This is a genomic window from Pseudomonas sp. TWI923, from assembly GCF_039673365.1.
GTDB lineage: Bacteria > Pseudomonadota > Gammaproteobacteria > Pseudomonadales > Pseudomonadaceae > Aquipseudomonas > Aquipseudomonas sichuanensis.
In genome coordinates this window covers 26,507-49,853 of the sequence record NZ_JBDJLM010000039.1, presented here as the reverse complement: position 1 = coordinate 49,853, position 23,347 = coordinate 26,507, and the positions used below count along the sequence as shown (strand labels likewise).

Genomic DNA, 23,347 nt, shown 5'->3' with positions numbered 1-23,347 from the left:
TTGGGCGGGTGCCCCGGGTGGTGGGGGAGGTTTCTACGCAGGGGGTGCTTCCCCGGCCCCCCGGTTGGGGGGTGGGGGATGGCCCCGCGATTTCCTTACTGTGCGTTCAGCGCCTGGCCGTTCACTTCCTTGCTATCCGGCCCCATCAGGTACAGATACACCGGCATGATCTCTTCGGGCAGCGGATTGTTCTGCGGATTCTCGCTCGGGTAGGCCTGTGCCCGCATTGCCGTGCGCGTGGCGCCCGGGTTGATGCTGTTGGCGCGTACCGGCGCCACACCTTCCAGCTCGTCGGCGAGGGTCTGCATCAGCCCTTCGGTGGCGAACTTCGACACGCCATAGGCGCCCCAGTAGGCCCGGCCCTTGCGCCCGACGCTGCTGGAGGTGAACACCACCGAGGCGTCGTCCGACAGCTTGAGCAGCGGCAGCAGGGTGCTGGTGAGCATGAAGGTGGCGTTGACGTTGATGTGCATCACACGCATGAAGTTGTCGCCCGACAGCTGCTCCATCGGCGTGCGCGGGCCGATGATCGAGGCGTTGTTGAGCAGGCCGTCGAGGCGGCCGAACTGCTTCTCGATCATCACCGCCAGTTCGTCGTACTGGTGCGGCAGGGCGGTTTCCAGGTTGAACGGGATGACTGCTGGCTGCGGATGACCGGCGGCTTCGATCTGGTCGTAGACCTCGTTGAGGTTGGCTTCGGTCTTGCCCAGCAGCAGGACCGTGGCGCCTAGGGCGGCATAGGCCTTGGCGGCGGCGGCGCCGATGCCGCGACCGGCGCCGGTGACCAGGATGATCCGGCCTTTGAGCAGGTCGGGGCGGGCGGTGTAGTCGAACATGTGATTTGTCCTTCGGGTTCGGTGATGCGACACAGTCCCTGTGGGAGCGGGTTTACCCGTCTTGCACTGCGGTGGATTCTTCGCGGGTAAACCCGCTCCCACAGACAGGCGCCGTCAAGCGGAAATCAGCAGCCGCACAGTGCGCTGTCGATCACCTTGCGCAGCTCCAGCGGGTGGTCCACCACCACGTCGGCGCCCCAGTTGTTGGGGTTGTCCTGTGGATGAATATAGCCATAGCGCACGGCGGCGGTGCGGGTGCCGGCATCGCGGCCAGACTCGATATCGCGCAGGTCGTCACCGACGAACAGCACGCTGGCCGGGTCCAGGTTCAGCGTCTTGCAGGCGAGGATCATCGGCTCCGGGTCGGGCTTGCTGCGCTTCACGTGCTCGGGGCAGATCAGCAGCGCCGAGCGCTCGGCCAGGCCCAGGCGCTGCATGATCGGCTCGGCGAAACGCACCGGCTTGTTGGTGACCACGCCCCACAGCAGGTTGCCGCGCTCGATGTCGGCCAAAAGCTCGGCCATGCCGTCGAACAGCTTGCTGTGCACCGCGCAGTCGCGCTGGTAGCGCTCGAGGAACTCCTGGCGCAGGGCCTCGAAGCCGTCGGCGTCCGGGTCCATGGCGAAGGTCGCGGCAACCATGGCGCGGGCGCCGCCGGAAATCTCGTCGCGGATGCGCGCGTCGTCGATGGCCGGCAGGCCGCGATCGGCAAGCATCGCCTGGCAGATGGCGATGAAGTCCGGCGCGGTGTCCAGCAGGGTGCCATCCATGTCGAAGAGTACTGCTCGCAGGCGCATGCTCATTCCTCGCGCAGGGTCTGGATCATGTAGTTGACGTCGACGTCGTTGTTCAGCTTGTAGTGCTTGGTCAGCGGGTTGTAGGTGAGGCCGATGATGTCCTTCACTTCCAGGCCGGCAGCGCGGCTCCAGGCGCCCAGTTCGGAGGGGCGGATGAACTTCTTGAAGTCATGGGTGCCGCGCGGCAGCATCTTGAGGATGTACTCGGCGCCGACGATGGCCAGCAGGTAGGCCTTTGGGTTGCGGTTGATGGTCGAGAAGAACACCTGGCCGCCGGGCTTGACCATGCGGTAGCAGGCGCGGATCACCGAGGATGGGTCCGGCACGTGCTCGAGCATTTCAAGGCAGGTGACCACGTCGAACTGCTGGGGCATTTCCTCGGCCAGGGCCTCGGCGGTGATCTGCCGGTATTCGACTTCGACGCCGGACTCCAGCTGGTGCAACTGGGCCACCGCCAGCGGTGCCTCGCCCATGTCGATGCCGGTGACGGTGGCGCCGCGCTGGGCCATCGCTTCACTGAGGATGCCGCCGCCGCAGCCGACGTCGAGCACTTTCTTGCCAGCCAGGCTGACTCGTTCGTCGATCCAGTTGACGCGCAACGGGTTGATGTCGTGCAGGGGCTTGAACTCGCTTTCGCGGTCCCACCAGCGGTGGGCCAGGGCTTCGAACTTGGCGATTTCGGCGTGGTCGACGTTGCTCATCTGAACAGTCCTCTGAAACTTCGATAAAGAGTGTCACGGGGCGGCAGCCGTGGCTGCCGGCCAGTCATTCGTTGCGCCCGCTAATACGGGCTCCCCAGGTGCGGGCCGTGGCGGCCAGGGCCTGCTCGTCCATCCGCGTCAGGCGGCGGTCCTGCACCAGGGGGTGGCCGGCGACCCAGACGTCCTTGACGCAGTCGCGGCCGGTGGCGTAGATCAGTTGCGAAACCGGGTCGTGCACGGGTTGCTGGGCCAGGCCGGACAGGTCGAACACGGCCAGGTCGGCGGCCTTGCCCGGCTCCAGTGAGCCGGTCACGTCCTCAAGGCCCAGCGCCCGGGCGCCATTGAGCGTGGCCATGCGCAGTGCCCGGTGGGCATCCAGGGCGGTGGCGCTGCCGGCGACGGCCTTGGCCAGCAGGGCGGCGGTGCGGGTTTCGCCGAGCAGGTCGAGGTCGTTGTTGCTGGCTGCGCCATCGGTGCCGACGGCAACGTTCACACCGGCCTGCCACAGGCGCTCCACCGGGCAGAAACCGCTGGCCAGCTTGAGGTTGGATTCCGGGCAGTGGACCACGCTGGTGTTGCTTTCTACCAGCAGCGCCAAGTCTTCGTCGCTGACCTGGGTCATGTGCACCGCCTGCAGGTTGGGGCCGAGCAGGCCCAGGCGAGCAAGGCGCGCCAGCGGGCGCTCGCCGGTGTCGTTGAGCGCCTGCTCGACTTCACTGGCGGTCTCGTGGATGTGCATGTGCAGCGGCGCGTCGAGCTGGTCGGCGATGATGCGGATCTTTTCCAGGTTCTGGTCACTGACCGTGTAGGGCGCGTGCGGGCCGAGGGCGATGCTGATGCGCGGGTGGTGGCGCAGGTCGCCGAACAGCTCGATGGCCAGCTGCAGGCCTTCTTCCGGGGTGCGTGCGCCAGGGATCGGGAAGTCCAGCAGGGGCACGGCGATCTGTGCGCGGATGCCACTGCGGTGCACGCGGTCACAGGCTTCGCGGGGGAAGAAATACATGTCGGCGAAGCAGGTGATGCCGCCCTTGAGCTGCTCGGCGATGGCCAGGTCGGTGCCGTCGCGCACGAATGCTTCGTCGACCCAGCGCCCCTCCGCCGGCCAGATGTGCTCCTGGAGCCAGGTCATCAACGGCAGGTCGTCGGCCAGCCCGCGGAACAGGCTCATGGCGGCATGGCCGTGGGCATTGACCAGCCCGGGGCTGAGCAGGCAGTCGGGCAGCTCGCGCACCTCGTTTGCCTGGGGGCCCCGCTCGCGCGGGCCGAGCCAGGCGATCAGGCCGTCGCGAATGCCCAGCGCGTGCCCCGTCAGCACCACCCCCGCCGGCTCCACGGGCACCAGCCATTGCGGTACGAGCAGCAGGTCGAGAGGGGGAGTGGCGGTGGGCATGCGCGGCATATACCTGGGTCGGTTCGGCGAAACGCGCAGTATACCCGAGCGTCCGGGGCTGAGGGTCGCTATAATCGCCGGCTTTTGATGCCAGGGCGACGGGGAGAGGCGATGCGCGAGCAACTTTTGGCGGCGGAGACGGTGACGGGCATCCAGTGGCGCGACGGCGCGTTGCACCTGCTCGACCAGCGCCTGCTGCCGCTCGAGCAGCACTGGCTGGCCTGTACCGACGTTGCGGCGGTGGTCGAGGCGATCGGCGACATGGCCGTGCGCGGCGCTTCGGCAATCGGCATCTGCGCCGCCTACGGGCTGGTGCTGGCGTTGCGTCAGCGGCTGGCGGAAGGCGACGGCTGGGAAGAGGCCCTGGAAGAAGACTTCATGATGCTGGGCGAGGCGCGCCCCACGCCGGCCAACCTGTTCTGGGCGCTCAACCGAATGCGCGAGCGCCTGCAGCGCCTTCGACCCGATGAGGACGTGCTGGCGGCGTTGGAGGCCGAGGCGGTCGCCATCCATGAAAGCGATCGGGAGGCCAACCTGACCATGGCCCAGTTCGGTGTCGAGCAGATCCGCAAGCACCAGGGCAGCGAGCAGGTGCTGCTGACCCATGGCAATGCCGGGGCGCTGGCCAGCGGTGGTTTCGGTACCGCGCTTGGGGTGATCCGGGGTGCGGCGCTGGAAGGCATGGTCGAGCGGGTCTACGCCTGTGAATCGCGCCCGTGGTTGCAGGGCTCGCGCCTGACGGCCTGGGAGTTGGCTGCCGATGGCCTGCCGGTGACTGTGGTCGCCGATTCTGCCGCCGGGCACCTGATGAAGGTCAAGGGCATTACCTGGGTGGTGGTCGGTGCCGACTGTATCGCCGCCAATGGCGACGTGGCGGCGAAGATCGGCACCTATCAGATGGCAGTCACGGCGATGCACCATGGCTTGCGCTTCATGGTGGTGGCGCCGAGCACCAGCATCGACCTGAACCTGGCCACGGGCGAAGACATCCCGCTGGAAGTGCGCGGTGAAGAGGAGCTGCTGGAGGTGGAAGGCATCCAGGTGACGGCCGATGTCGAGGCCTACAACCCGGTGGTGGATGTCACCCCGGCCGACCTGATCGATGTGATCGTTACCGAAAGGGGCGTCGTCGAGCGCCCGGATACCGCGAAAATCGCCCAGTTGATGTGCCGCAAACGCCTGCATTGAGGGGTTTTCAGCAGCTTCGCCCTCTCCAAACGGATGGGGCTGTTGCGGGGCACGGCGGCATCCTGCCATATCTCCCATGCGCCCAGCCTTTGTGGTAACATCCGGCAGTTTCCAAGGCCGCTCGTTGAAGCGGTCTTCATTGCGCAGATCCATGGTACAACTCATTGATTTGTCGTATGTCGTCGCACCCCTATGCGCTGCGGCGGCGAGCTTCGTTCGTCCTTCGAGGGATCAGGCGAAGTTTCACCAGAAAAAGGAATCAGGCTTCTCATGGGCGAACTGGCCAAAGAAATCCTCCCGGTCAATATCGAAGACGAACTGAGACAGTCTTACCTCGACTACGCGATGAGCGTGATTGTCGGGCGAGCGCTGCCCGATGCGCGTGACGGCTTGAAGCCCGTGCATCGTCGCGTTCTGTATGCGATGAGCGAACTGGGCAACGACTGGAACAAGCCGTACAAGAAATCCGCCCGTGTGGTCGGTGACGTGATCGGTAAGTACCACCCCCACGGCGACACTGCCGTGTACGACACCATCGTGCGTATGGCGCAGCCGTTCTCGCTGCGTTACCTGCTGGTCGATGGCCAGGGCAACTTCGGTTCGGTGGACGGCGACAACGCCGCGGCCATGCGATACACCGAAGTGCGCATGTCCAAGCTGGCCCACGAGCTGCTGGCCGACCTGCACAAAGAGACCGTCGACTGGGTGCCCAACTACGACGGCACCGAGCAGATCCCGGCGGTCATGCCGACCCGTATCCCCAACCTGCTGGTCAACGGCTCCAGCGGTATCGCCGTGGGCATGGCCACCAACATTCCGCCGCACAACCTGGGCGAAGTGATCGATGGCTGCCTGGCGCTGATCGACAACTCCGATATCACGGTCGATGAGCTGATGCAGTTCATCCCGGGCCCGGACTTCCCGACGGCCGGCCAGATCAACGGTCGCCAGGGCATCATCGAGGCCTATCGCACCGGCCGTGGCCGCATTTATATGCGCGCCCGCTCCGAGATCGAAGACATCGACAAGGTCGGTGGTCGCCAGCAGATCGTCATCACCGAGCTGCCTTACCAGCTGAACAAGGCGCGTCTGATCGAAAAGATCGCCGAGCTGGTGAAAGAGAAGAAGATCGAAGGCATCACCGAGCTGCGCGACGAGTCCGACAAGGACGGCATGCGCATCGTCATCGAGCTGCGTCGCGGCGAGGTGCCGGAAGTGGTGCTCAACAACCTCTACCAGCAGACCCAGCTGCAGAGCGTGTTCGGCATCAACATCGTTGCCCTGATCGACGGTCGCCCGCGCCTGCTCAACCTCAAGGACCTGCTCGAAGCCTTCGTCCGTCACCGCCGCGAAGTGGTGACCCGGCGTACCGTGTTCGAGCTGCGCAAGGCCCGCGAGCGTGGCCACATCCTTGAAGGCCAGGCTGTCGCACTGTCCAACATCGACCCGGTCATCGCCCTGATCAAGGCTTCGCCGACGCCTTCCGAGGCCAAGGAAGCACTGGTGGCCATGGCCTGGGAATCCAGCGCCGTGCAGGTTATGGTCGAGCGCGCCGGCGCCGAGTCGTGCCGCCCGGAAGACCTGCCGGAGCAATACGGCCTGCGCGAAGGCAAGTACTACCTGTCGCCGGAGCAGGCCCAGGCCATTCTCGACCTGCGCCTGCACCGCCTGACTGGCCTGGAGCACGAGAAGCTGCTGGCCGAGTACCAGGAGATTCTCGAGCAGATCGGCGAGCTGATCCGCATCCTCAGCAGCGCCGAGCGCCTGATGGAAGTGATCCGCGAAGAGCTCGAAGCGATTCGCGCCGAGTACGGCGATGCCCGTCGCACCGAGATCCTCAATGCCAGCCACGACCTCAACTACGGCGACATGATCCCGGAAGAGGAGCGCGTGGTGACCATCTCCCACGGTGGTTATGCCAAGACCCAGCCGCTGTCCGCCTACCAGGCCCAGCGCCGTGGTGGCAAGGGCAAGTCGGCTACCGGCGTCAAGGATGAGGACTACGTCGAACACCTGCTGGTCGCCAACAGCCACGCCACCCTGTTGCTGTTCTCCAGCAAGGGCAAGGTGTACTGGAAGAAAACCTACGAAATCCCAGAGGCTTCCCGTGCCGCTCGCGGTCGCCCGCTGGTCAACCTGCTGCCGCTGGAAGAAGGTGAGCGCATCACCGCCATGCTGCAGATCGACCTGGAGGCGCTGCAGCAGCACGCAGATCCTGAGGAAGAGCTGGAGGACAGCGACGACAGCGTGATCGAAGGCGAGCTGGTGGAGGTCGAGGAGGTCGACGAGGAAGACGGTGACACGCCAGAGTGGGTTGCCGAAGCGACAGGCGCTTACATCTTCATGGCCACCGCCTCCGGTACCGTCAAGAAGACCCCGCTGGTGCAGTTCGCCCGTCCGCGCTCCAATGGCCTGATCGCCCTGAAGCTCAAAGAGGGTGACACCCTGATCGCCGCGGCCATCACCGACGGCGCCAAGGAAGTCATGATGTTCTCCGACGCCGGCAAGGTGATCCGTTTCGCCGAGAGCGTCGTGCGTGAAATGGGCCGTACCGCCCGTGGCGTGCGTGGCATGAAACTGGGCAAAGGGCAGCAGATCATCTCGATGCTGATCCCAGAGTCCGGCGCGCAGATCCTCACCGCCTCCGAGCGTGGCTTCGGCAAGCGTACCCCGCTGTCCAAGTTCCCGCGTCGCGGTCGTGGTGGCCAGGGCGTGATCGCCATGGGTACCAAGGGGCGCAACGGCCTGCTGGTCGGCGCTATCCAGGTACAGGAAGGCGAAGAGATCATGTTGATCTCCGACCAGGGCACGCTGGTGCGCACGCGGGTTGGCGAGGTGTCCAGCCTGAGCCGTAACACCCAGGGTGTGACGCTGATCAAGCTGGCTGCCGACGAGACGTTGGTGGGCCTGGAGCGAATCCAGGAGCCATCCGAGGACGAACTCGATGATGTGATCGAGACGGGCGAGGAGGGCGTACCGCTCGACGCGGTGGATGCCGCTGACGAGGACAGTGCCGGCGCTGAAGAGGCGCAGCAAGAGTAAGCAAGTGCAACAACCCGAACGGGGCGACCAAGGTCGCCCCGTTTGACTGATTAGCGTCGGCAGCGTCCTGAAGGGCGGTGCAATACCCTGTGGCAGCGGGTTTACCCGCGAAGGCGCAGATGCGATGCAAGCCCCGGCCATGCCGGGGTTCGCGGGTGAGCCCGCTCCCACAGGGGGCTGTGCAGTATCGAAGATTGCAGATTTGTACTATTTGGCAGAGCGAGAGTGGATGTGAGCAAACGAGCCTTTAACTTCTGCGCAGGCCCCGCCGCGCTTCCTGATGCCGTCCTGCAGCGTGCCCAGGCAGAAATGCTGGACTGGCGCGGCAAGGGTCTGTCGGTGATGGAAATGAGCCATCGCAGCGACGACTACGTGGCCATCGCCGAGAAGGCCGAGCAGGACCTGCGTGACCTGCTGTCCGTCCCCTCCAACTACAAGGTGCTGTTCCTGCAGGGTGGCGCCAGCCAGCAGTTCGCCGAGATCCCGCTGAACCTGCTGCCGGAAAACGGCACTGCGGACTATGTCGAGACCGGTATCTGGTCGAAAAAGGCCATCGAAGAAGCACGTCGCTTCGGCAACGTCAATGTCGCCGCCAGCGCCAAGCCCTACGACTACCTGGCCATCCCAGGCCAGAACGAGTGGCAGCTGAGCAAGAACGCCGCCTACCTGCACTACGCCTCCAACGAGACTATCGGTGGCCTGCAGTTCGACTGGGTGCCCGAGGCCGGTGACGTGCCGCTGGTGGTCGACATGTCCTCCGACATCCTCTCGCGCCCGATCGACGTGTCGCAGTTCGGCCTGATCTATGCCGGCGCGCAAAAGAACATCGGCCCGAGTGGCCTGGTGGTGGTGATCGTGCGTGAAGACCTGTTGGGGCGTGCCCGCAGCAGCTGCCCGACCATGCTCGACTACAAGGTTTCGGCTGATAACGGCTCGATGTACAACACCCCGGCCACCTATTCCTGGTACCTCTCGGGCCTGGTGTTTGAGTGGCTCAAGGAGCAGGGCGGCGTCGAGGCCATGGAGCAGCGCAACCGGGCGAAGAAGGACCGTCTCTACGGCTTCATCGACTCCAGCGAGTTCTACACCAACCCGATCAGCGTCAATGCCCGTTCGTGGATGAACGTGCCGTTCCGCCTGGCCGACGAGCGTCTGGACAAGGCTTTCCTGGCCGGCGCCGACGCCCGTGGCCTGCTGAACCTCAAAGGCCACCGCTCGGTTGGCGGCATGCGCGCCTCAATCTACAACGCCCTGGGCCTGGAAGCGGTCGAGGCGCTGGTGGGTTACATGGCTGAATTCGAGAAGGAGCACGGCTGATGTCCGAACAGGAACTCAAGGCCCTGCGCGTACGCATCGACAGCCTCGACGAGAAGATCCTCGAGCTGATCAGCGACCGCGCGCGCTGCGCCGAAGAAGTGGCGCGGGTCAAGACCGCCTCGCTGGCCGAAGGCGAGAAGCCGGTGTTCTATCGCCCTGAGCGCGAAGCTGCCGTGCTCAAGCGCGTGATGGAGCGCAACAAGGGCCCGCTGGGCAACGAAGAGATGGCGCGGTTGTTCCGCGAGATCATGTCGTCGTGCCTGGCGCTTGAAGAGCCGTTGAAGATCGCCTACCTCGGCCCCGAGGGGACCTTCACCCAGGCCGCGGCCATGAAGCACTTCGGCCATGCCGTGGTCAGCCGCCCGATGGCGGCCATCGACGAGGTGTTCCGCGAAGTGGCGGCTGGTGCCGTCAATTTCGGCGTGGTGCCGGTGGAGAACTCCACCGAAGGTGCGGTCAGCCATACCCTGGACAGCTTCCTCGAGCACGACATGGTGATCTGCGGTGAGGTCGAGCTGCGCATCCACCATCACCTGCTGGTGGGCGAGAACACCAAGACCGACAGCATCACTCGTATCTACTCCCACGCCCAGTCGCTGGCCCAGTGCCGCAAGTGGCTGGATGCGCATTACCCGAATGTCGAGCGCGTGGCGGTTTCGAGCAACGCCGAGGCAGCCAAGCGGGTCAAGGGTGAGTGGAACTCGGCGGCGATCGCCGGCGATATGGCGGCGAACCTGTATGGCCTGACCCGCCTGGCCGAGAAGATCGAGGACCGCCCGGACAACTCCACGCGCTTCCTGATGATCGGTAACCAGGAAGTGCCGCCGACCGGCGACGACAAGACGTCGATCATCGTGTCCATGAGCAACAAGCCGGGCGCGCTGCACGAGCTGCTGGTGCCCTTCCATGAGAACGGCATCGATCTGACGCGCATCGAGACCCGTCCGTCGCGCAGTGGCAAGTGGACCTACGTGTTCTTCATCGACTTCGTCGGCCATCACCGCGATCCGCTGATCAAGGCGGTGCTCGAGCAGATCAGCCAGGAGGCTGTGGCGCTGAAGGTGTTGGGCTCTTATCCGAAAGCGGTGCTTTGATCGATTTTGCTGGGGCCGCTTTGCGGCCCATCGCCGGCAAACCGGCTCCCACAAAGATCGGTGTGTCGCCGGCCCTGTGGGAGCTGGCTTGCCAGCGATGGGTTGCGCAGCAGCCCCCTGCGGTCTCACTGACTGGCATGTTTTTGAACAGGGTTCGCGCTCGTGGTTAATGCTGTAACAAATAATCCCGTTCCACTGATCAACCGCCTGGTTGTCGTCGGCCTCGGCCTGATCGGTGGCTCTTTCGCCAAAGGCCTGCGCGAGAGCGGCCTGTGTCGCGAAGTGGTCGGTGTCGATCTGGATGCCGAATCGCGCAAGCAGGCGGTAGTGCTGGGTGTGGTCGATCGCTGTGAGGCCGACCTGGCTGCGGCCTGTGTCGGTGCCGACGTGATCCAGCTGGCCGTGCCGATCCTGGCCATGGAGAAGGTTCTGGCGCGCCTGGCGCAGCTCGACCTTGGCAATGCGGTCATTACCGATGTCGGCAGCGCCAAGGGCAATGTGGTGCGCGCCGCCCGTGAGGCCTTCGCCGCAGGCCTGTCGCGCTTTGTCCCGGGCCACCCGATCGCCGGTTCCGAGCAGAGCGGGGTGGAGGCTTCCAATGCCGCGCTGTTCCGCCGGCACAAGGTCATTCTCACGCCATTGGCTGAAACCGACCCCGCTGCCTTGGCCCTGGTCGATCGGCTGTGGCGCGCGCTGGATGCCGATGTCGAGCACATGCCGGTGGAACGCCACGACGAAGTGCTGGCTGCCACCAGTCACCTGCCGCACCTGCTGGCATTCGGCCTGGTCGACTCGCTGGCCAAGCGCAATGAAAACCTGGACATCTTCCGGTACGCTGCGGGGGGCTTCCGCGATTTCACGAGAATCGCCGGCAGCGACCCGATCATGTGGCATGACATCTTCCTCGCCAACCGGGAAGCGGTCCTGCGTACTCTCGATACATTTCGCAGCGACCTCGACGCCTTGCGCGACGCGGTCGATGCTGGAGACGGGCACCAACTGCTGGGTGTGTTCACCCGCGCCCGGGTTGCCCGCGAGCATTTCAGTAAAATCCTTGCCCGCCGGGCCTATGTGGACGCTATGAACGCCAACGACCTGATTTTCCTGGCCCAACCTGGTGGCCGCGTATCCGGACGGATTCGCGTACCGGGCGACAAATCGATTTCCCACCGTTCGATCATGCTCGGCTCCCTGGCCGAAGGCACCACCGAAGTCGAAGGCTTCCTCGAAGGTGAAGATGCGCTTGCCACCCTGCAGGCGTTCCGTGACATGGGTGTGGTCATCGAGGGCCCGCAACATGGCCGCGTGACCATTCACGGTGTCGGGCTGCATGGCCTGAAGCCGCCGCCTGGCCCGCTCTATGTCGGTAACTCCGGCACTTCGATGCGCCTGCTCTCGGGCCTGCTGGCCGGCCAGCCGTTCGACGTGACCATGACTGGCGACGCCTCGCTGTCCAAGCGTCCGATGAACCGCGTGGCCAACCCGCTGCGCGAAATGGGCGCAGTGGTCGAAACCGGTCCGGAAGGGCGTCCGCCGCTGACCATCCGTGGCGGCGCCAAGCTCAAAGCCCTGACCTACACGCTGCCGATGGCTAGTGCCCAGGTTAAGTCCTGCCTGCTGCTGGCGGGCCTGTACGCCGAAGGCACCACCACCGTCACCGAGCCGGCTCCGACCCGTGACCACACCGAGCGCATGCTGCGTGGCTTCGGCTACTCGGTTGCATCGAATGGCCCGGTCGCCTCGCTGCAGTCCGGCGGCAAGCTCACCGCGACCCGTATCGAAGTGCCAGCGGACATCTCTTCCGCGGCGTTCTTCCTGGTGGCTGCTTCGATCGCCGAAGGTTCCGAGCTGGTCCTGGAGCATGTCGGCATCAACCCGACCCGTACCGGCGTGATCGACATCCTGCGCCTGATGGGCGGCGACATCACCCTGGAGAACCAGCGTGAAGTCGGCGGCGAGCCGGTGGCCGACCTGCGTGTGCGTGGCGCCAAGCTAAAGGGCATCGACATCCCTGAAGAGCTGGTGCCGCTGGCCATCGACGAGTTCCCGGTGCTGTTCGTCGCTGCCGCCTGCGCCGAAGGGCGTACCGTACTGCGCGGTGCCGAAGAGCTGCGGGTCAAGGAATCGGATCGCATCCAGGTGATGGCCGACGGCCTGATCACGCTGGGCGTGAAGTGCGAGCCTACCCCTGACGGCATCATCATCGATGGCGGCCAGATCGGCGGCGGTGAGGTGCACGGTCACGGTGATCACCGTATCGCCATGGCTTTCAGCGTCGCATCGCTGCGCGCCACTGCGCCGATCGTCATCCATGACTGCGCCAACGTCGCCACGTCGTTCCCCAACTTCCTGGCGCTGTGCAAGGAAGTCGGTATTCGCGTCGCAGAAGAGGGCAAGTCGTGAATTCGCTAGCGCCGGTCATCACCATCGACGGGCCAAGCGGCTCGGGCAAGGGTACGGTCGCAGGGCTGCTGGCCCGTGAGCTGGGCTGGCGTCTGCTCGACTCCGGCGCGTTGTATCGCCTGCTGGCATTCAATGCCAGCAACCACGGCGTCGACCTGACCAACGAAGAGCTGCTCAAGGCCCTGGCGGCCCATCTGGACGTGCAGTTCATCGCCGCCGAGCCTGGCAAGCTGCAGCAGATCATTCTCGAGGGTGAGGATGTCAGCAACGTCATCCGCACCGAAACGGTTGGTGCTGGCGCCTCGATGGTCGCCTCGCTGCCGGCAGTGCGTGAGGCGCTGCTGCAGCGCCAGCGGGCTTTCCGCGAGGCGCCCGGGCTGATCGCCGATGGCCGTGACATGGGTACGGTGGTGTTCCCGGACGCGCCGTTGAAGGTGTTCCTCACCGCCAGTGCCGAGGAGCGTGCCCGTCGCCGTTACCAGCAGTTGAAGGGCAAGGGCGAAGATGTTAGTCTGTCGAGTCTGCTAGATGAGATCCGTGCGCGTGATGAGCGCGACACCCAGCGCGCAGTGGCCCCGCTCAAGCCGGCGGCCGATGCGATCCAGCTGGATTCCACGGAGTTGTCCATCGAGCAGGTGCTGCAACGCATCAGAAGCGAGCTCGCCCTGCGCGACTTGGTCTGATGGAGAGGAGAGCGGGCAGGGGCACCAGTCAACGTCCTGTCAGCACTTCTTAACTTAACGAAACCCACATTGTCTGGAATGTGGCTATGGGCGTCTTTTTCGCCCGAATCTACAGGAATTAAAATGAGCGAAAGCTTTGCAGAACTCTTTGAAGAAAGCCTGAAAACCCTCAATCTTCAGCCGGGTGCCATCATCACCGGTATCGTTGTCGACATCGACGGCGACTGGGTTACCGTACACGCTGGCCTGAAGTCCGAGGGTGTCATCCCGCTCGAGCAGTTCTACAACGAAGCTGGCGAACTGACCATCAAGGTCGGTGACGAAGTTCACGTTGCGCTGGACGCGGTCGAAGACGGCTTCGGCGAAACCAAGCTGTCCCGTGAAAAAGCCAAGCGCGCCGAGTGCTGGATTGTTCTGGAAGCTGCTTTCGCTGCTGAAGAAGTGGTCAAGGGCGTTATCAACGGTAAGGTTAAAGGCGGCTTCACTGTCGACGTTAACGGCATCCGTGCGTTCCTGCCGGGCTCCCTGGTTGATGTCCGCCCAGTGCGCGACACCACCCACCTCGAAGGCAAAGAGCTGGAATTCAAGGTCATCAAGCTGGACCAGAAGCGCAACAACGTTGTCGTTTCCCGTCGCAGCGTCCTGGAAGCCGAAAACAGCGCCGAGCGCGAAGCTCTGCTGGAATCGCTGCAGGAAGGCCAGCAGGTCAAAGGTATCGTCAAGAACCTCACCGACTACGGTGCGTTCGTTGACCTGGGCGGCGTCGATGGTCTGCTGCACATCACCGACATGGCCTGGAAGCGTATCAAGCACCCGTCCGAGATCGTCAACGTTGGCGACGAGATCGACGTCAAGGTCCTGAAGTACGATCGCGAGCGCAACCGCGTTTCGCTGGGTCTGAAGCAACTGGGTGAAGACCCATGGGTTGCTATCAAAGCCCGTTACCCAGAGAGCACTCGCGTCACTGCTCGCGTTACCAACCTGACCGACTACGGCTGCTTCGCTGAGCTGGAAGAAGGCGTTGAAGGTCTGGTACACGTTTCCGAAATGGACTGGACCAACAAGAACATCCACCCGTCGAAAGTCGTTCAGGTTGGCGACGAAGTGGAAGTCATGGTTCTGGACATCGACGAAGAGCGTCGTCGTATCTCCCTGGGCATCAAGCAGTGCAAGTCCAACCCATGGGAAGACTTCTCCGGCCAGTTCAACAAGGGTGACAAGATCACCGGTACCATCAAGTCGATCACCGACTTCGGTATCTTCATCGGCCTGGACGGCGGCATCGACGGTCTGGTTCACCTGTCCGACATCTCCTGGAACGAAGCTGGCGAAGAAGCCGTGCGTCGCTTCAAGAAGGGCGACGAGCTGGAAACCGTCATCCTGTCGGTTGACCCAGAGCGCGAGCGCATCTCCCTGGGCATCAAGCAGCTGGAAGACGATCCGTTCTCCAACTTCGTTTCGATCAACGACAAGGGCGCTATCGTCAAAGGTATCGTCAAGGAAGTTGACGCCAAGGGCGCTATCGTGACCCTGGCCGACGACATCGAAGCTACTCTGAAGGCTTCCGAAATCAGCCGTGACCGCGTTGAAGACGCCCGTAACGTGCTGAAGGAAGGCGAAGAGATCGAAGCCAAGATCATCAGCGTCGACCGCAAGTCCCGCGTCATCAGCCTGTCCATCAAGTCGAAGGACGATGCTGAAGAGCGCGAAGCCATCCAGAGCCTGAAAAACGCTCCGGAAGCGGCTGCCGATACCACCATGGCTGCGCTGCTGCGCGAAGCAATGGCCAAGCAGAACTGAGTTCTGTTTGATCGGTAAGAAAAAGGGCGACTTCGGTCGCCCTTTTTTGTGCCTGCAGTTCAGCTGCTCCCGCCCTGCCTTATCGGTAATCGCGGTTCAGGCGGCTTGCAGCCTTATCTTGAATTTTTTCTTTTAGTCAAGAACTACCCTGTTCAAATCTGCCGGAGCGTGCTACAAACTGATTAAGCAATGATCTAGCTGCTTGATAACGAAGGGAAAAATATGACGAAGTCGGAGCTGATCGAACGTATTGTCACCCATCAGGGGCTGCTCTCGTCCAAGGACGTCGAGTTGGCCATCAAGACCATGCTTGAACAGATGTCGCAGTGCCTGGCGACCGGGGATCGCATCGAGATTCGCGGCTTCGGCAGCTTCTCTTTGCACTACCGCGCTCCGCGGGTAGGCCGCAACCCCAAGACCGGCCAGTCGGTCAGCCTCGAAGGCAAATTCGTGCCGCACTTCAAACCGGGCAAAGAGCTGCGGGATCGCGTCAATGAAGACGAGCACGAACCTATCTGAATGCAAGGAACACTCTGATGCGTAACCTCAAGCGCGCCTTGGTGGTGCTGTTCGTGCTGCTGCTGGCGGCGGTGGTGGTGTTCTTCGTGCTGGAGAACCAGCAGTCGGTTGCCCTGGTATTGTTCGGTTGGTCCGCGCCGCAGATGCCGGTTGCCGTGCTGGTGCTGGCTGCGCTGGTGGTCGGGCTGGCGGTGGGGCCGCTGCTCGGGGCCTACGGCCTGATGCAAGGTAAGCGCAAGATCCGCGCAGCAGTACGCCGGGAAATGCTTTCCGGGAGCTGAGACTTTTCTCACTGACTTCGGCGCATTCGCGTTCTTTGTCGCGGGTTGAAGGGATGGGTTAATGGATCACCTCTTCCCAGCCTGCCGAAGGACTCAGCAGAATGCACTTTCCCTCGATTTCCCATCATGGCGGTACCCGCGGGGTAACCGGCTCCTGTCATCAGCTCCATCTCGATCCTGTCACCAGCCTGCTGATTGATTGCGGGCTGGAGCAAGGGTTGGAGGTCGCGCCTGGGGTACCTAGCGCCACGCTCGGCTTCGTCTCCGGCATCCAGGCCTTGATCGTCACCCATGTCCATCTTGATCACGTTGGGCGCATACCTGCCCTTTTTGCGGCAGGCTTTCGTGGCCCCATCTTTTGTAGTGAGCCATCGGCCAGGTTGTTGCCGATCGTCCTGGAGGACGCGTACAGGCTTGGGGTCAGCAATGAGCCCAAGCAGGTGGCTCGGTACGTGGCATTCCTGGAGCAGCATATTGTCCCGGTGCCGTTCGAGTACTGGCATGTGCTCGTCGAGCGTCCGGCGCTGCGTTGCAGTATCCGGCTTCAGCGGGCAGGGCATCTGCTTGGCTCGGCGTATATCGAGTGCGAGGTGGAACTGGATGGCAGCAGTACTCGAGTGGTCTTCTCGGGTGATCTAGGAACCTGCGGCAATCCATTGTTGCGCCCGTTGCTGCCACCCGAGCGCGCTGATGTGCTGGTGTTGGAAAGCACCTATGGCGATCGCCTGCATCCGGATCGCAGTGGGCGGCGTCAGCAGTTGGAGGCGGCTATTGACCGTGCCTTGATTGATCAGGGCACGATCCTGATCCCTGCTTTCAGTCTTGGCAGGACTCAGGAGTTGCTCTATGAGCTGGAGGATCTGCTCCATCACAAGAATCTGTTGAACAAGCCGGCCGACGAGGTCGCTGGTGACTTCCCTGACTGGGCCCATCTGCCTGTGATTCTCGACTCTCCGCAAGCGCAGCGGGTTACTCGTGTGTACAGGGAGCTGCATCAGTTCTGGCGCTCCGAGGCCAGGGAGCGCTTGGTTCAGGGGCGTGATCCGCTGGGGTTTCGCCAGCTCATTACGGTCGATACCCATGCCCGGCATCAGCAGGTCGTCAACTACCTCAAGAGTACCGGTCGCCCGGCCATCGTGATCGCGGGCAATGGCATGTGTTCAGGTGGGCGAATTGTCGGTTATCTCAAGGCCATGTTGGCTGATCCGCGACATGAGGTGATGTTCGTGGGGTATCAGGCCAAGGGCACGCCGGGTGCGGTGATTCAGGCAAGCGAGGGAGCAGGAGGATTTGTCCAGATCGATCTGGATGGGCAGATGTACGAGATTCGGGCCAAGGTGGTGACGCTGGGCGGTTACTCGGGGCATGCAGACCAGGCAGGGTTGGTGCGCTTTGCCATGGGGCAGAAAGAGCCCTGTCGTAGGGTGGTGCTGGTGCACGGTGAAAGGGCTGCAAAGCAGACACTTGCGCAGGTTATGAGACGAAAGTACCAGCAGTTGGGTCATGAGCTGGATATCACTATTGCTGAATAGCGCAGACTTGGGTTCCGGTTGCCGGAAGTGTTGCGGGGCCTTGCGCTGGCTAGCGCTGATGTAATGGCTGTTGATCTTGCGAAGGGAGTGAGTGTTGGGTTGGAGTTGCCTTCATGTCGAGCTTTATACTTAGGGGGCTACTTAATTCTGTTGGTGTTTTCATTTGTGGGGTGCGGGTGGTTTGAAAACTAGGTGTCCGCGTCGAGAGTGCTGTTGTTACTGAATCTCATTCGTTTTTGATGCTTGCTGGCTCCGCAGAGTGGCGGTGCCGCTTGCCTCCAGGGCTCTGCTGCTGGTCGGTCCATTCCTCGGGTAGGGGTGGCCAGGGCTATGCTACCGGGCTTCGATCCTTTATTATCCGCGGGTTAACAGGAACTGTGTCCGGGCTGATGCCTGGGCCTGAGCAGCAAAAGTACAAGCTGTATTATCGGAGCCATGCATGTTTGATCAGACCCAAACCAGTATTAACAGATTCAAAAGCAAGGAAGCCATCATCGGTATTGTGGGTCTGGGGTATGTTGGCCTTCCTTTGATGTTGCGTTATAACGCCATCGGTTTTCGTGTGTTGGGTATCGATATCGATACCGTTAAAGTTGATATGCTCAATGCTGGCCAAAGTTATATTGAACATATTTCTCAAAGCAGTGTTGCCCAGGCACGCAACACCGGTTTTGAGGCAACTGCCGATTTTCGCCGCGTCAGTGAGTGCGATGCGCTGATCCTCTGTGTACCGACCCCGCTGAACAAATATCGCGAGCCGGACATGAGCTTCGTGATCGACACCACCAATGCGATCAAGCCCTACCTGCGTGCCGGGCAAGTGGTATCCCTGGAGAGCACGACCTACCCAGGGACGACCGAAGAAGAGTTGCTGCCGCGGGTACAAGAAGGCGGCCTGAAAGTGGGCGAAGACATCTTCCTGGTCTACTCACCTGAGCGCGAAGACCCGGGCAACCCCAACTTCGAGACCCGCACCATTCCCAAGGTCATCGGCGGGCACACCCCGAACTGCCTGAGCGTGGGCGTTGCCCTGTACGAGCAGGCTATCGACCAGGTCGTGCAGGTCAGCTCGACCAAAGCGGCTGAGCTCACCAAGCTGCTGGAGAACATTCACCGCGCCGTAAACATTGGCCTGGTCAATGAAATGAAGATCGTCGCCGACCGCATGGGTATCGATATCTTCGAGGTGGTCGATGCCGCCGCCACCAAACCGTTCGGCTTCACTGCCTACTATCCAGGCCCGGGCCTGGGTGGCCACTGCATCCCGATCGACCCGTTCTACCTGACCTGGAAGGCCCGTGAATATGGCCTGCACACCCGCTTCATCGAGCTGTCGGGTGAAATCAACCAGGCCATGCCGGAATACGTGGTCGGCAAGCTGGTGAGCGGCCTCAACGACCAGGGCAAGGCGCTCAAGGGCAGCCGCGTGCTGGTACTGGGCATCGCCTACAAGAAGAACGTCGACGATATGCGCGAGTCGCCCTCGGTCGAAATCATGGAGCTGCTGGAAGAGCGCGGCGCCGTGGTGGCCTACAGCGACCCGCATGTACCGACTTTCCCGGAAATGCGCGAGCACCACTTCGACCTTTCCAGCGAGCCGCTGACGGCCGAGAACCTGGCATCGTTCGATGCGGTGGTGCTGGCAACCGATCACGACAAGTTCGACTATGCCCTGATCGAGTCCAAGTCCCGCCTGCTCATCGACAGCCGTGGCAAGTACCGCACCCCGGCGGCCAATATCATCAAGGCCTAATCTGATTGGCGTCACCGACGACTGTTCGGTGGCGCCGCTCTGCATCAACCGTCTTCTCGAGATCTGCCATGAAACGTTTTGCCCTTATTGGCGCTGCCGGCTATATCGCCCCGCGCCACATGCGCGCCATCAAAGATACCGGTAACGAACTGATCAGTGCCTACGACATCAACGATTCGGTCGGCATCATCGACAGCCTTTCGCCACAGAGCGAATTCTTCACCGAGTTCGAACGCTTCTACGACCACGCCTGGGGCTTGAAGCGCGATCCGGCGCAGGCACTGGACTATGTCTCGGTCTGCTCGCCCAACTACCTGCACCACCCACACATCAACGCTGGCCTGCGCCTGGGTTGCGATGTGATCTGCGAAAAACCCCTGGTGCCCAGCGCCGCAATGCTCGATGAGCTGGCCCTGACCGAGCGTGAAACCGGCAGTCGCTTGTGGAATATCCTGCAGCTGCGCCATCACAGCGCCATCATCGACCTCAAACAAAAGGTCCAGGGTAACCCGCAAGCGCACAAGCATGACGTCGAGCTCACCTATATCACCAGCCGCGGCAAGTGGTACATGGAAAGCTGGAAAGGTGACCCTCGCAAGTCGTTTGGGGTGGCCACCAACATTGGTGTGCACTTCTACGACATGCTGCATTTCATCTTCGGCAAGCTGCAGCGCAACGTCGTGCACTTCGTCAATGAGTCCAAGGCAGCTGGCTATCTGGAATACGAGAACGCGCGCGTGCGCTGGTTCCTCTCCATTGATGCCAACGACCTGCCAGACTCGGTCAAGGGCAAGAAGCCGACTTACCGTTCCATCACCTGCGATGGCGCGGAAATCGAGTTCTCCGAGGGCTTCACCGACCTGCATACTGTGAGCTACCAGGCCATTCTCGATGGCAAGGGCTATGGCATCGAAGATGCCCGTCACTGCGTCGAAACGGTCGAGACCATTCGCAGCCTGATGCCAGTCACTGCCCAGAATGACGAAGGCCACCCGTTCCTCGCACGACTGTTGGGTTGATCATGAGTTATTTCCAGCACCCTAGTGCCATCGTCGATGACGGTGCGCAGGTCGGCGACGGTTCGCGTATCTGGCACTTCGTTCACGTCTGTGGCGGCGCCCGCATCGGTGCGGGCGTTTCGCTCGGGCAGAACGTGTTCGTCGGCAACAAGGTCGTGATCGGTGACAACTGCAAGGTCCAGAACAACGTGTCGGTCTACGATAACGTCACTTTGGAAGCGGGCGTGTTCTGCGGCCCAAGCATGGTCTTCACCAATGTCTACAATCCTCGTTCGCTGGTCGAGCGCAAGGATCAGTACCGCGATACGCGGGTGAAGAAGGGCGCCACCCTGGGTGCGAATTGCACCATCGTCTGTGGTGTCACCATCGGCGAGTTCGCCTTCGTGGGAGCTGGCGCGGTGATCAACAAGAATGTGCCGGCCTACGCTCTGATGGTCGGCGTACCTGCTCGCCAGATCGGCTGGATGAGCGAATTCGGCGAGCAGCTGGAATTGCCCCTGGTGGGTGAGGGCAGCGCGCTGTGTATTCACACGGGCGCCCGCTACGTTCTGCAAGCCGGCATCTTGAGCAAGGAAGCGTGCAATGATTGAGTTCATCGACCTGAAAACCCAGCAAGCGCTGCTTCGCGACAAGATCGATGCAGGCATCGCCCGTGTGCTGGAGCATGGTCAGTACATCCTCGGCCCTGAAGTGGCCGAGCTGGAAGAAAAGCTCGCTGCATTCGTTGGGGCGAAGTACTGCATCAGTGTTGCCAATGGCACCGATGCCTTGCAGATTGCACAAATGGCCTTGGGCATCGGGCCTGGCGACGAGGTCATCACGCCGGGCTTCACCTACATAGCCACGGCCGAAACCGTTGCGCTGCTGGGCGCCAAGCCGGTGTACGTGGACGTCGATCCGCGCACCTACAACCTCGATCCGCAGTTGCTCGAGGCTGCGATCACCCCGCGCACCAAAGCGATCATCCCGGTTTCGCTGTATGGTCAGTGCGCTGATTTCGATGCCATCAATGCAATCGCCGCCAAGCATGGGATCGCGGTTATCGAAGATGCGGCGCAGAGCTTTGGCGCACGTTACAAGGGCAAACGCTCCTGCAACCTGACTTCCATTTCCTGCACCAGTTTCTTCCCAAGCAAGCCCTTGGGCTGCTATGGCGATGGTGGCGCAATCTTCACCAGTGATGACGAACTGGCGAAAGTGATGCGGCAGATTGCCCGCCACGGCCAGGATCGCCGGTATCACCACATTCGCGTTGGGGTGAACAGTCGCCTGGACACGCTGCAGGCCGCCATTCTGTTGCCCAAGCTCGAAATTTTCGAGCGTGAGCTCGAGCAGCGTGAGCAAGTGGCGCAGCAGTACCACCAGTTGCTTGAGGCCGCCGGCCTGAGCGCACCGTACGTCGAGCAGCACAACAGCAGTGCCTGGGCGCAATACACGGTGCAGGTGGAAGCGCGCGATGCCGTTCAGGAAACCTTGAAGGCAGCCGGGGTCCCGACGGCCGTGCATTACCCGATTCCGTTGAACAAGCAGCCGGCCGTGGCGGATGCTCAAGCGCAGTTGCCTGTCGGTGATGCGGTTGCCCAGCGCGTCATGAGTTTGCCCATGCATCCCTACATGGCTATCGCTGATCAGGAAAAAATCGTGGCAACCCTGGCACGATGATCATGCGTGCCCTTCGCGGGATGTTCAGCCGGTTTCTGCCCCAAAGCAATTTCGCCAAAAGCGTGATGACGCTGATGACAGGGACCGGCCTCGCGCAATTGTTGCCGATTGCGTTGTCGCCGATTCTGACGCGGCTTTTCACGCCGCAGGAATTCGGCGTGTTCGCCTTGTATGGCTCGATTTGCGCAATTCTGGCGGTACTTGTCACGGGCAAGTACGAGCTGGCCATTGTCGTTCCCAGGCATGATAGCGAGGCCATCAATCTTGTCGCGGTGACCATTGTTTCGAGTATGGCGGTTAGCCTGATCCTGCTGGGTGTGGTTCTGGCCTGGGATGGGCCTATCGTCAAGTTGCTCGGGCACCCCGAAGTTCAGTCTTGGCTCTATCTGGTTCCCTTTGCCACCTTGATTCTCGGTTGCTATTACGCCCTGAACTTCTGGGCCAATCGTCGTTCGCGCTATAAGAGCATGGCGATCAGCCGGGTTGTGCAGAGCGGCGCCAGCAGTGCCATGCAATTGGCGGCGGGGGTGTCCAGGATTGGGCTTTTGGGTTTGATCCTGGGGCAACTGCTCGGGCAGTTGTTATCGACCCTTTACCTCGCCAAATCGCTGCCGCGTGATGAGCGCAACCTGTTTCGGCGAATCAGCATAAAGCGCATGAAGTGTGTTGCGCGCAGGCATATTGGGTACCCCAAATTCATGGTGCCAGGCCAGGCAATGAGTGTAGGGGCTACCGAGATGCCGTTGCTGTTGCTCACCGTATTTTTCGGTGCAGGCGTTGCTGGTTTCTATTCGTTAGCGCAACGGGTCATGGCGGCCCCATTGAGCCTGGTTGCCAACGCTATTGGGGATGTTTATCGCCAGCGAGCGGCGGGTCACTATGCCAGCAAGGGTGAGTGCCTGGACATCTTCCTTGGCTCCTTCAAGCGGCTGGTGCTGTTTGCCTTCCTACCCATGCTGCCGGTGCTGCTGTTCGGCCCCTGGTTGTTCGCATTTGTATTTGGTGATGCCTGGCGCGCAGCGGGTGAAATTGCATCGCTGCTGTCTGTTCTGGTGTTTTTCCAGACGCTGTCTTCGCCATTGAGCAGCACCGTATTACTGCCGGGTTGGTTGCACTTGGATTCAATCTGGCAGTTCGCGCGGTTATGTGTGGCAGGCTTGGTTTTTTATCTCTGCGATCACTTGGGCGTGGATTACCAGGTAGCAATCATTGCCCATGTGTCCGCTTTTTCCTGCCTGTATCTGATTCATTCTTATTTTCAGTACCGTGCGGCCCGAGGCGGGGCTATCGCACGGCGCTAATACGAAGGCGACTGACCTGACTTCTGTCA

The 23,347-nt window shown here is 62.1% G+C and carries 19 protein-coding genes; 15 read left to right on the top strand and 4 right to left on the bottom strand.

Annotated features, from left to right (window positions below; genetic code table 11):
• Window positions 1-95 precede the first annotated feature (95 nt).
• From ABE459_RS15970 to ABE459_RS15955, 4 genes are all read right to left on the bottom strand, one after another.
• On the bottom strand, window positions 96-836 hold the full coding sequence (locus tag ABE459_RS15970; protein ID WP_323830860.1) for a YciK family oxidoreductase: 741 nt from the start codon (window positions 834-836) through the stop codon (window positions 96-98).
• 125 nt (window positions 837-961) lie between these two features.
• Window positions 962-1,633, bottom strand: coding sequence for an N-acetylmuramic acid 6-phosphate phosphatase MupP (mupP, locus tag ABE459_RS15965; protein WP_125463099.1), 672 nt, complete (start codon window positions 1,631-1,633; stop codon window positions 962-964).
• A 2-nt stretch (window positions 1,634-1,635) separates the two neighbouring features.
• Window positions 1,636-2,334, bottom strand: a complete 699-nt coding sequence (gene ubiG / locus ABE459_RS15960; protein ID WP_110992516.1) for a bifunctional 2-polyprenyl-6-hydroxyphenol methylase/3-demethylubiquinol 3-O-methyltransferase UbiG — start codon at window positions 2,332-2,334, stop codon at window positions 1,636-1,638.
• A 64-nt stretch (window positions 2,335-2,398) separates the two neighbouring features.
• A complete protein-coding gene (locus tag ABE459_RS15955; protein WP_323830861.1) occupies window positions 2,399-3,724 on the bottom strand; it encodes a TRZ/ATZ family hydrolase in 1,326 nt (441 codons plus the stop codon).
• Window positions 3,725-3,835: 111 nt separating this feature from the next.
• On the opposite strand from ABE459_RS15955, the gene mtnA reads away from it, so the two are divergent.
• The 15 genes from mtnA to ABE459_RS15880 all read left to right on the top strand — a co-directional run bounded on the left by mtnA (window position 3,836) and on the right by ABE459_RS15880 (window position 23,318).
• The gene (mtnA, locus tag ABE459_RS15950; RefSeq protein ID WP_323830862.1) at window positions 3,836-4,912 is read left to right on the top strand and encodes an S-methyl-5-thioribose-1-phosphate isomerase; all 1,077 of its coding nucleotides are present in this window, start codon (window positions 3,836-3,838) and stop codon (window positions 4,910-4,912) included.
• A 270-nt stretch (window positions 4,913-5,182) separates the two neighbouring features.
• A complete protein-coding gene (gene gyrA / locus ABE459_RS15945; protein ID WP_125463102.1) occupies window positions 5,183-7,954 on the top strand; it encodes a DNA gyrase subunit A in 2,772 nt (923 codons plus the stop codon).
• A gap of 231 nt (window positions 7,955-8,185) precedes the next feature.
• On the top strand, window positions 8,186-9,271 hold the full coding sequence (gene serC, locus ABE459_RS15940; RefSeq protein ID WP_125463103.1) for a 3-phosphoserine/phosphohydroxythreonine transaminase: 1,086 nt from the start codon (window positions 8,186-8,188) through the stop codon (window positions 9,269-9,271).
• Window positions 9,271-10,365, top strand: a complete 1,095-nt coding sequence (gene pheA, locus ABE459_RS15935; protein WP_125463104.1) for a prephenate dehydratase — start codon at window positions 9,271-9,273, stop codon at window positions 10,363-10,365. The genes serC and pheA overlap by 1 nt, the downstream gene beginning before the upstream one ends.
• 162 nt (window positions 10,366-10,527) lie before the next feature.
• The gene (locus ABE459_RS15930) at window positions 10,528-12,768 is read left to right on the top strand and encodes a bifunctional prephenate dehydrogenase/3-phosphoshikimate 1-carboxyvinyltransferase (protein ID WP_258645465.1); all 2,241 of its coding nucleotides are present in this window, start codon (window positions 10,528-10,530) and stop codon (window positions 12,766-12,768) included.
• Entirely contained in the window at window positions 12,765-13,451 is a 687-nt protein-coding gene (gene cmk / locus ABE459_RS15925) for a (d)CMP kinase (protein ID WP_323830863.1), read from the top strand. The genes ABE459_RS15930 and cmk overlap by 4 nt, the downstream gene beginning before the upstream one ends.
• Window positions 13,452-13,574: 123 nt before the next feature.
• Window positions 13,575-15,251 (top strand): 30S ribosomal protein S1, encoded by a 1,677-nt coding sequence (gene rpsA, locus ABE459_RS15920; RefSeq protein WP_110992524.1) that lies wholly within the window; start codon window positions 13,575-13,577, stop codon window positions 15,249-15,251.
• A 222-nt stretch (window positions 15,252-15,473) separates the two neighbouring features.
• Window positions 15,474-15,770, top strand: coding sequence for an integration host factor subunit beta (ihfB, locus tag ABE459_RS15915; RefSeq protein ID WP_110992525.1), 297 nt, complete (start codon window positions 15,474-15,476; stop codon window positions 15,768-15,770).
• Between the two features lie 17 nt (window positions 15,771-15,787).
• On the top strand, window positions 15,788-16,051 hold the full coding sequence (locus tag ABE459_RS15910) for a lipopolysaccharide assembly protein LapA domain-containing protein (protein WP_258705933.1): 264 nt from the start codon (window positions 15,788-15,790) through the stop codon (window positions 16,049-16,051).
• 101 nt (window positions 16,052-16,152) lie between these two features.
• Window positions 16,153-17,583, top strand: a complete 1,431-nt coding sequence (locus tag ABE459_RS15905) for an MBL fold metallo-hydrolase (RefSeq protein ID WP_323830864.1) — start codon at window positions 16,153-16,155, stop codon at window positions 17,581-17,583.
• 439 nt (window positions 17,584-18,022) lie between these two features.
• Window positions 18,023-19,336 (top strand): UDP-N-acetyl-D-glucosamine 6-dehydrogenase, encoded by a 1,314-nt coding sequence (gene wbpA, locus ABE459_RS15900; protein WP_323830865.1) that lies wholly within the window; start codon window positions 18,023-18,025, stop codon window positions 19,334-19,336.
• Between the two features lie 68 nt (window positions 19,337-19,404).
• On the top strand, window positions 19,405-20,355 hold the full coding sequence (locus ABE459_RS15895) for a Gfo/Idh/MocA family oxidoreductase (protein ID WP_323830866.1): 951 nt from the start codon (window positions 19,405-19,407) through the stop codon (window positions 20,353-20,355).
• Between the two features lie 2 nt (window positions 20,356-20,357).
• Window positions 20,358-20,945, top strand: coding sequence for a UDP-2-acetamido-3-amino-2,3-dideoxy-D-glucuronate N-acetyltransferase (gene wbpD / locus ABE459_RS15890; RefSeq protein ID WP_323830867.1), 588 nt, complete (start codon window positions 20,358-20,360; stop codon window positions 20,943-20,945).
• On the top strand, window positions 20,938-22,017 hold the full coding sequence (locus tag ABE459_RS15885; RefSeq protein WP_323830868.1) for a DegT/DnrJ/EryC1/StrS family aminotransferase: 1,080 nt from the start codon (window positions 20,938-20,940) through the stop codon (window positions 22,015-22,017). Before wbpD ends, ABE459_RS15885 begins: the two co-directional genes overlap by 8 nt.
• Before the next feature lie 2 nt (window positions 22,018-22,019).
• On the top strand, window positions 22,020-23,318 hold the full coding sequence (locus ABE459_RS15880; protein WP_346648064.1) for an oligosaccharide flippase family protein: 1,299 nt from the start codon (window positions 22,020-22,022) through the stop codon (window positions 23,316-23,318).
• Window positions 23,319-23,347 lie beyond the last annotated feature (29 nt).

Coding starts and splice junctions, on each gene's coding strand:
- ABE459_RS15970 (WP_323830860.1), bottom strand. CDS start 836: ATGTTCGACTACACCGCCCGCCCCGACCTGCTCAAAGGCCGGATCATC.
- mupP (WP_125463099.1), bottom strand. CDS start 1,633: ATGCGCCTGCGAGCAGTACTCTTCGACATGGATGGCACCCTGCTGGAC.
- ubiG (WP_110992516.1), bottom strand. CDS start 2,334: ATGAGCAACGTCGACCACGCCGAAATCGCCAAGTTCGAAGCCCTGGCC.
- ABE459_RS15955 (WP_323830861.1), bottom strand. CDS start 3,724: ATGCCCACCGCCACTCCCCCTCTCGACCTGCTGCTCGTACCGCAATGG.
- mtnA (WP_323830862.1), top strand. CDS start 3,836: ATGCGCGAGCAACTTTTGGCGGCGGAGACGGTGACGGGCATCCAGTGG.
- gyrA (WP_125463102.1), top strand. CDS start 5,183: ATGGGCGAACTGGCCAAAGAAATCCTCCCGGTCAATATCGAAGACGAA.
- pheA (WP_125463104.1), top strand. CDS start 9,271: ATGTCCGAACAGGAACTCAAGGCCCTGCGCGTACGCATCGACAGCCTC.
- rpsA (WP_110992524.1), top strand. CDS start 13,575: ATGAGCGAAAGCTTTGCAGAACTCTTTGAAGAAAGCCTGAAAACCCTC.
- ihfB (WP_110992525.1), top strand. CDS start 15,474: ATGACGAAGTCGGAGCTGATCGAACGTATTGTCACCCATCAGGGGCTG.
- ABE459_RS15910 (WP_258705933.1), top strand. CDS start 15,788: ATGCGTAACCTCAAGCGCGCCTTGGTGGTGCTGTTCGTGCTGCTGCTG.
- ABE459_RS15905 (WP_323830864.1), top strand. CDS start 16,153: ATGCACTTTCCCTCGATTTCCCATCATGGCGGTACCCGCGGGGTAACC.
- wbpA (WP_323830865.1), top strand. CDS start 18,023: ATGTTTGATCAGACCCAAACCAGTATTAACAGATTCAAAAGCAAGGAA.
- ABE459_RS15895 (WP_323830866.1), top strand. CDS start 19,405: ATGAAACGTTTTGCCCTTATTGGCGCTGCCGGCTATATCGCCCCGCGC.
- wbpD (WP_323830867.1), top strand. CDS start 20,358: ATGAGTTATTTCCAGCACCCTAGTGCCATCGTCGATGACGGTGCGCAG.
- ABE459_RS15885 (WP_323830868.1), top strand. CDS start 20,938: ATGATTGAGTTCATCGACCTGAAAACCCAGCAAGCGCTGCTTCGCGAC.
- ABE459_RS15880 (WP_346648064.1), top strand. CDS start 22,020: ATGCGTGCCCTTCGCGGGATGTTCAGCCGGTTTCTGCCCCAAAGCAAT.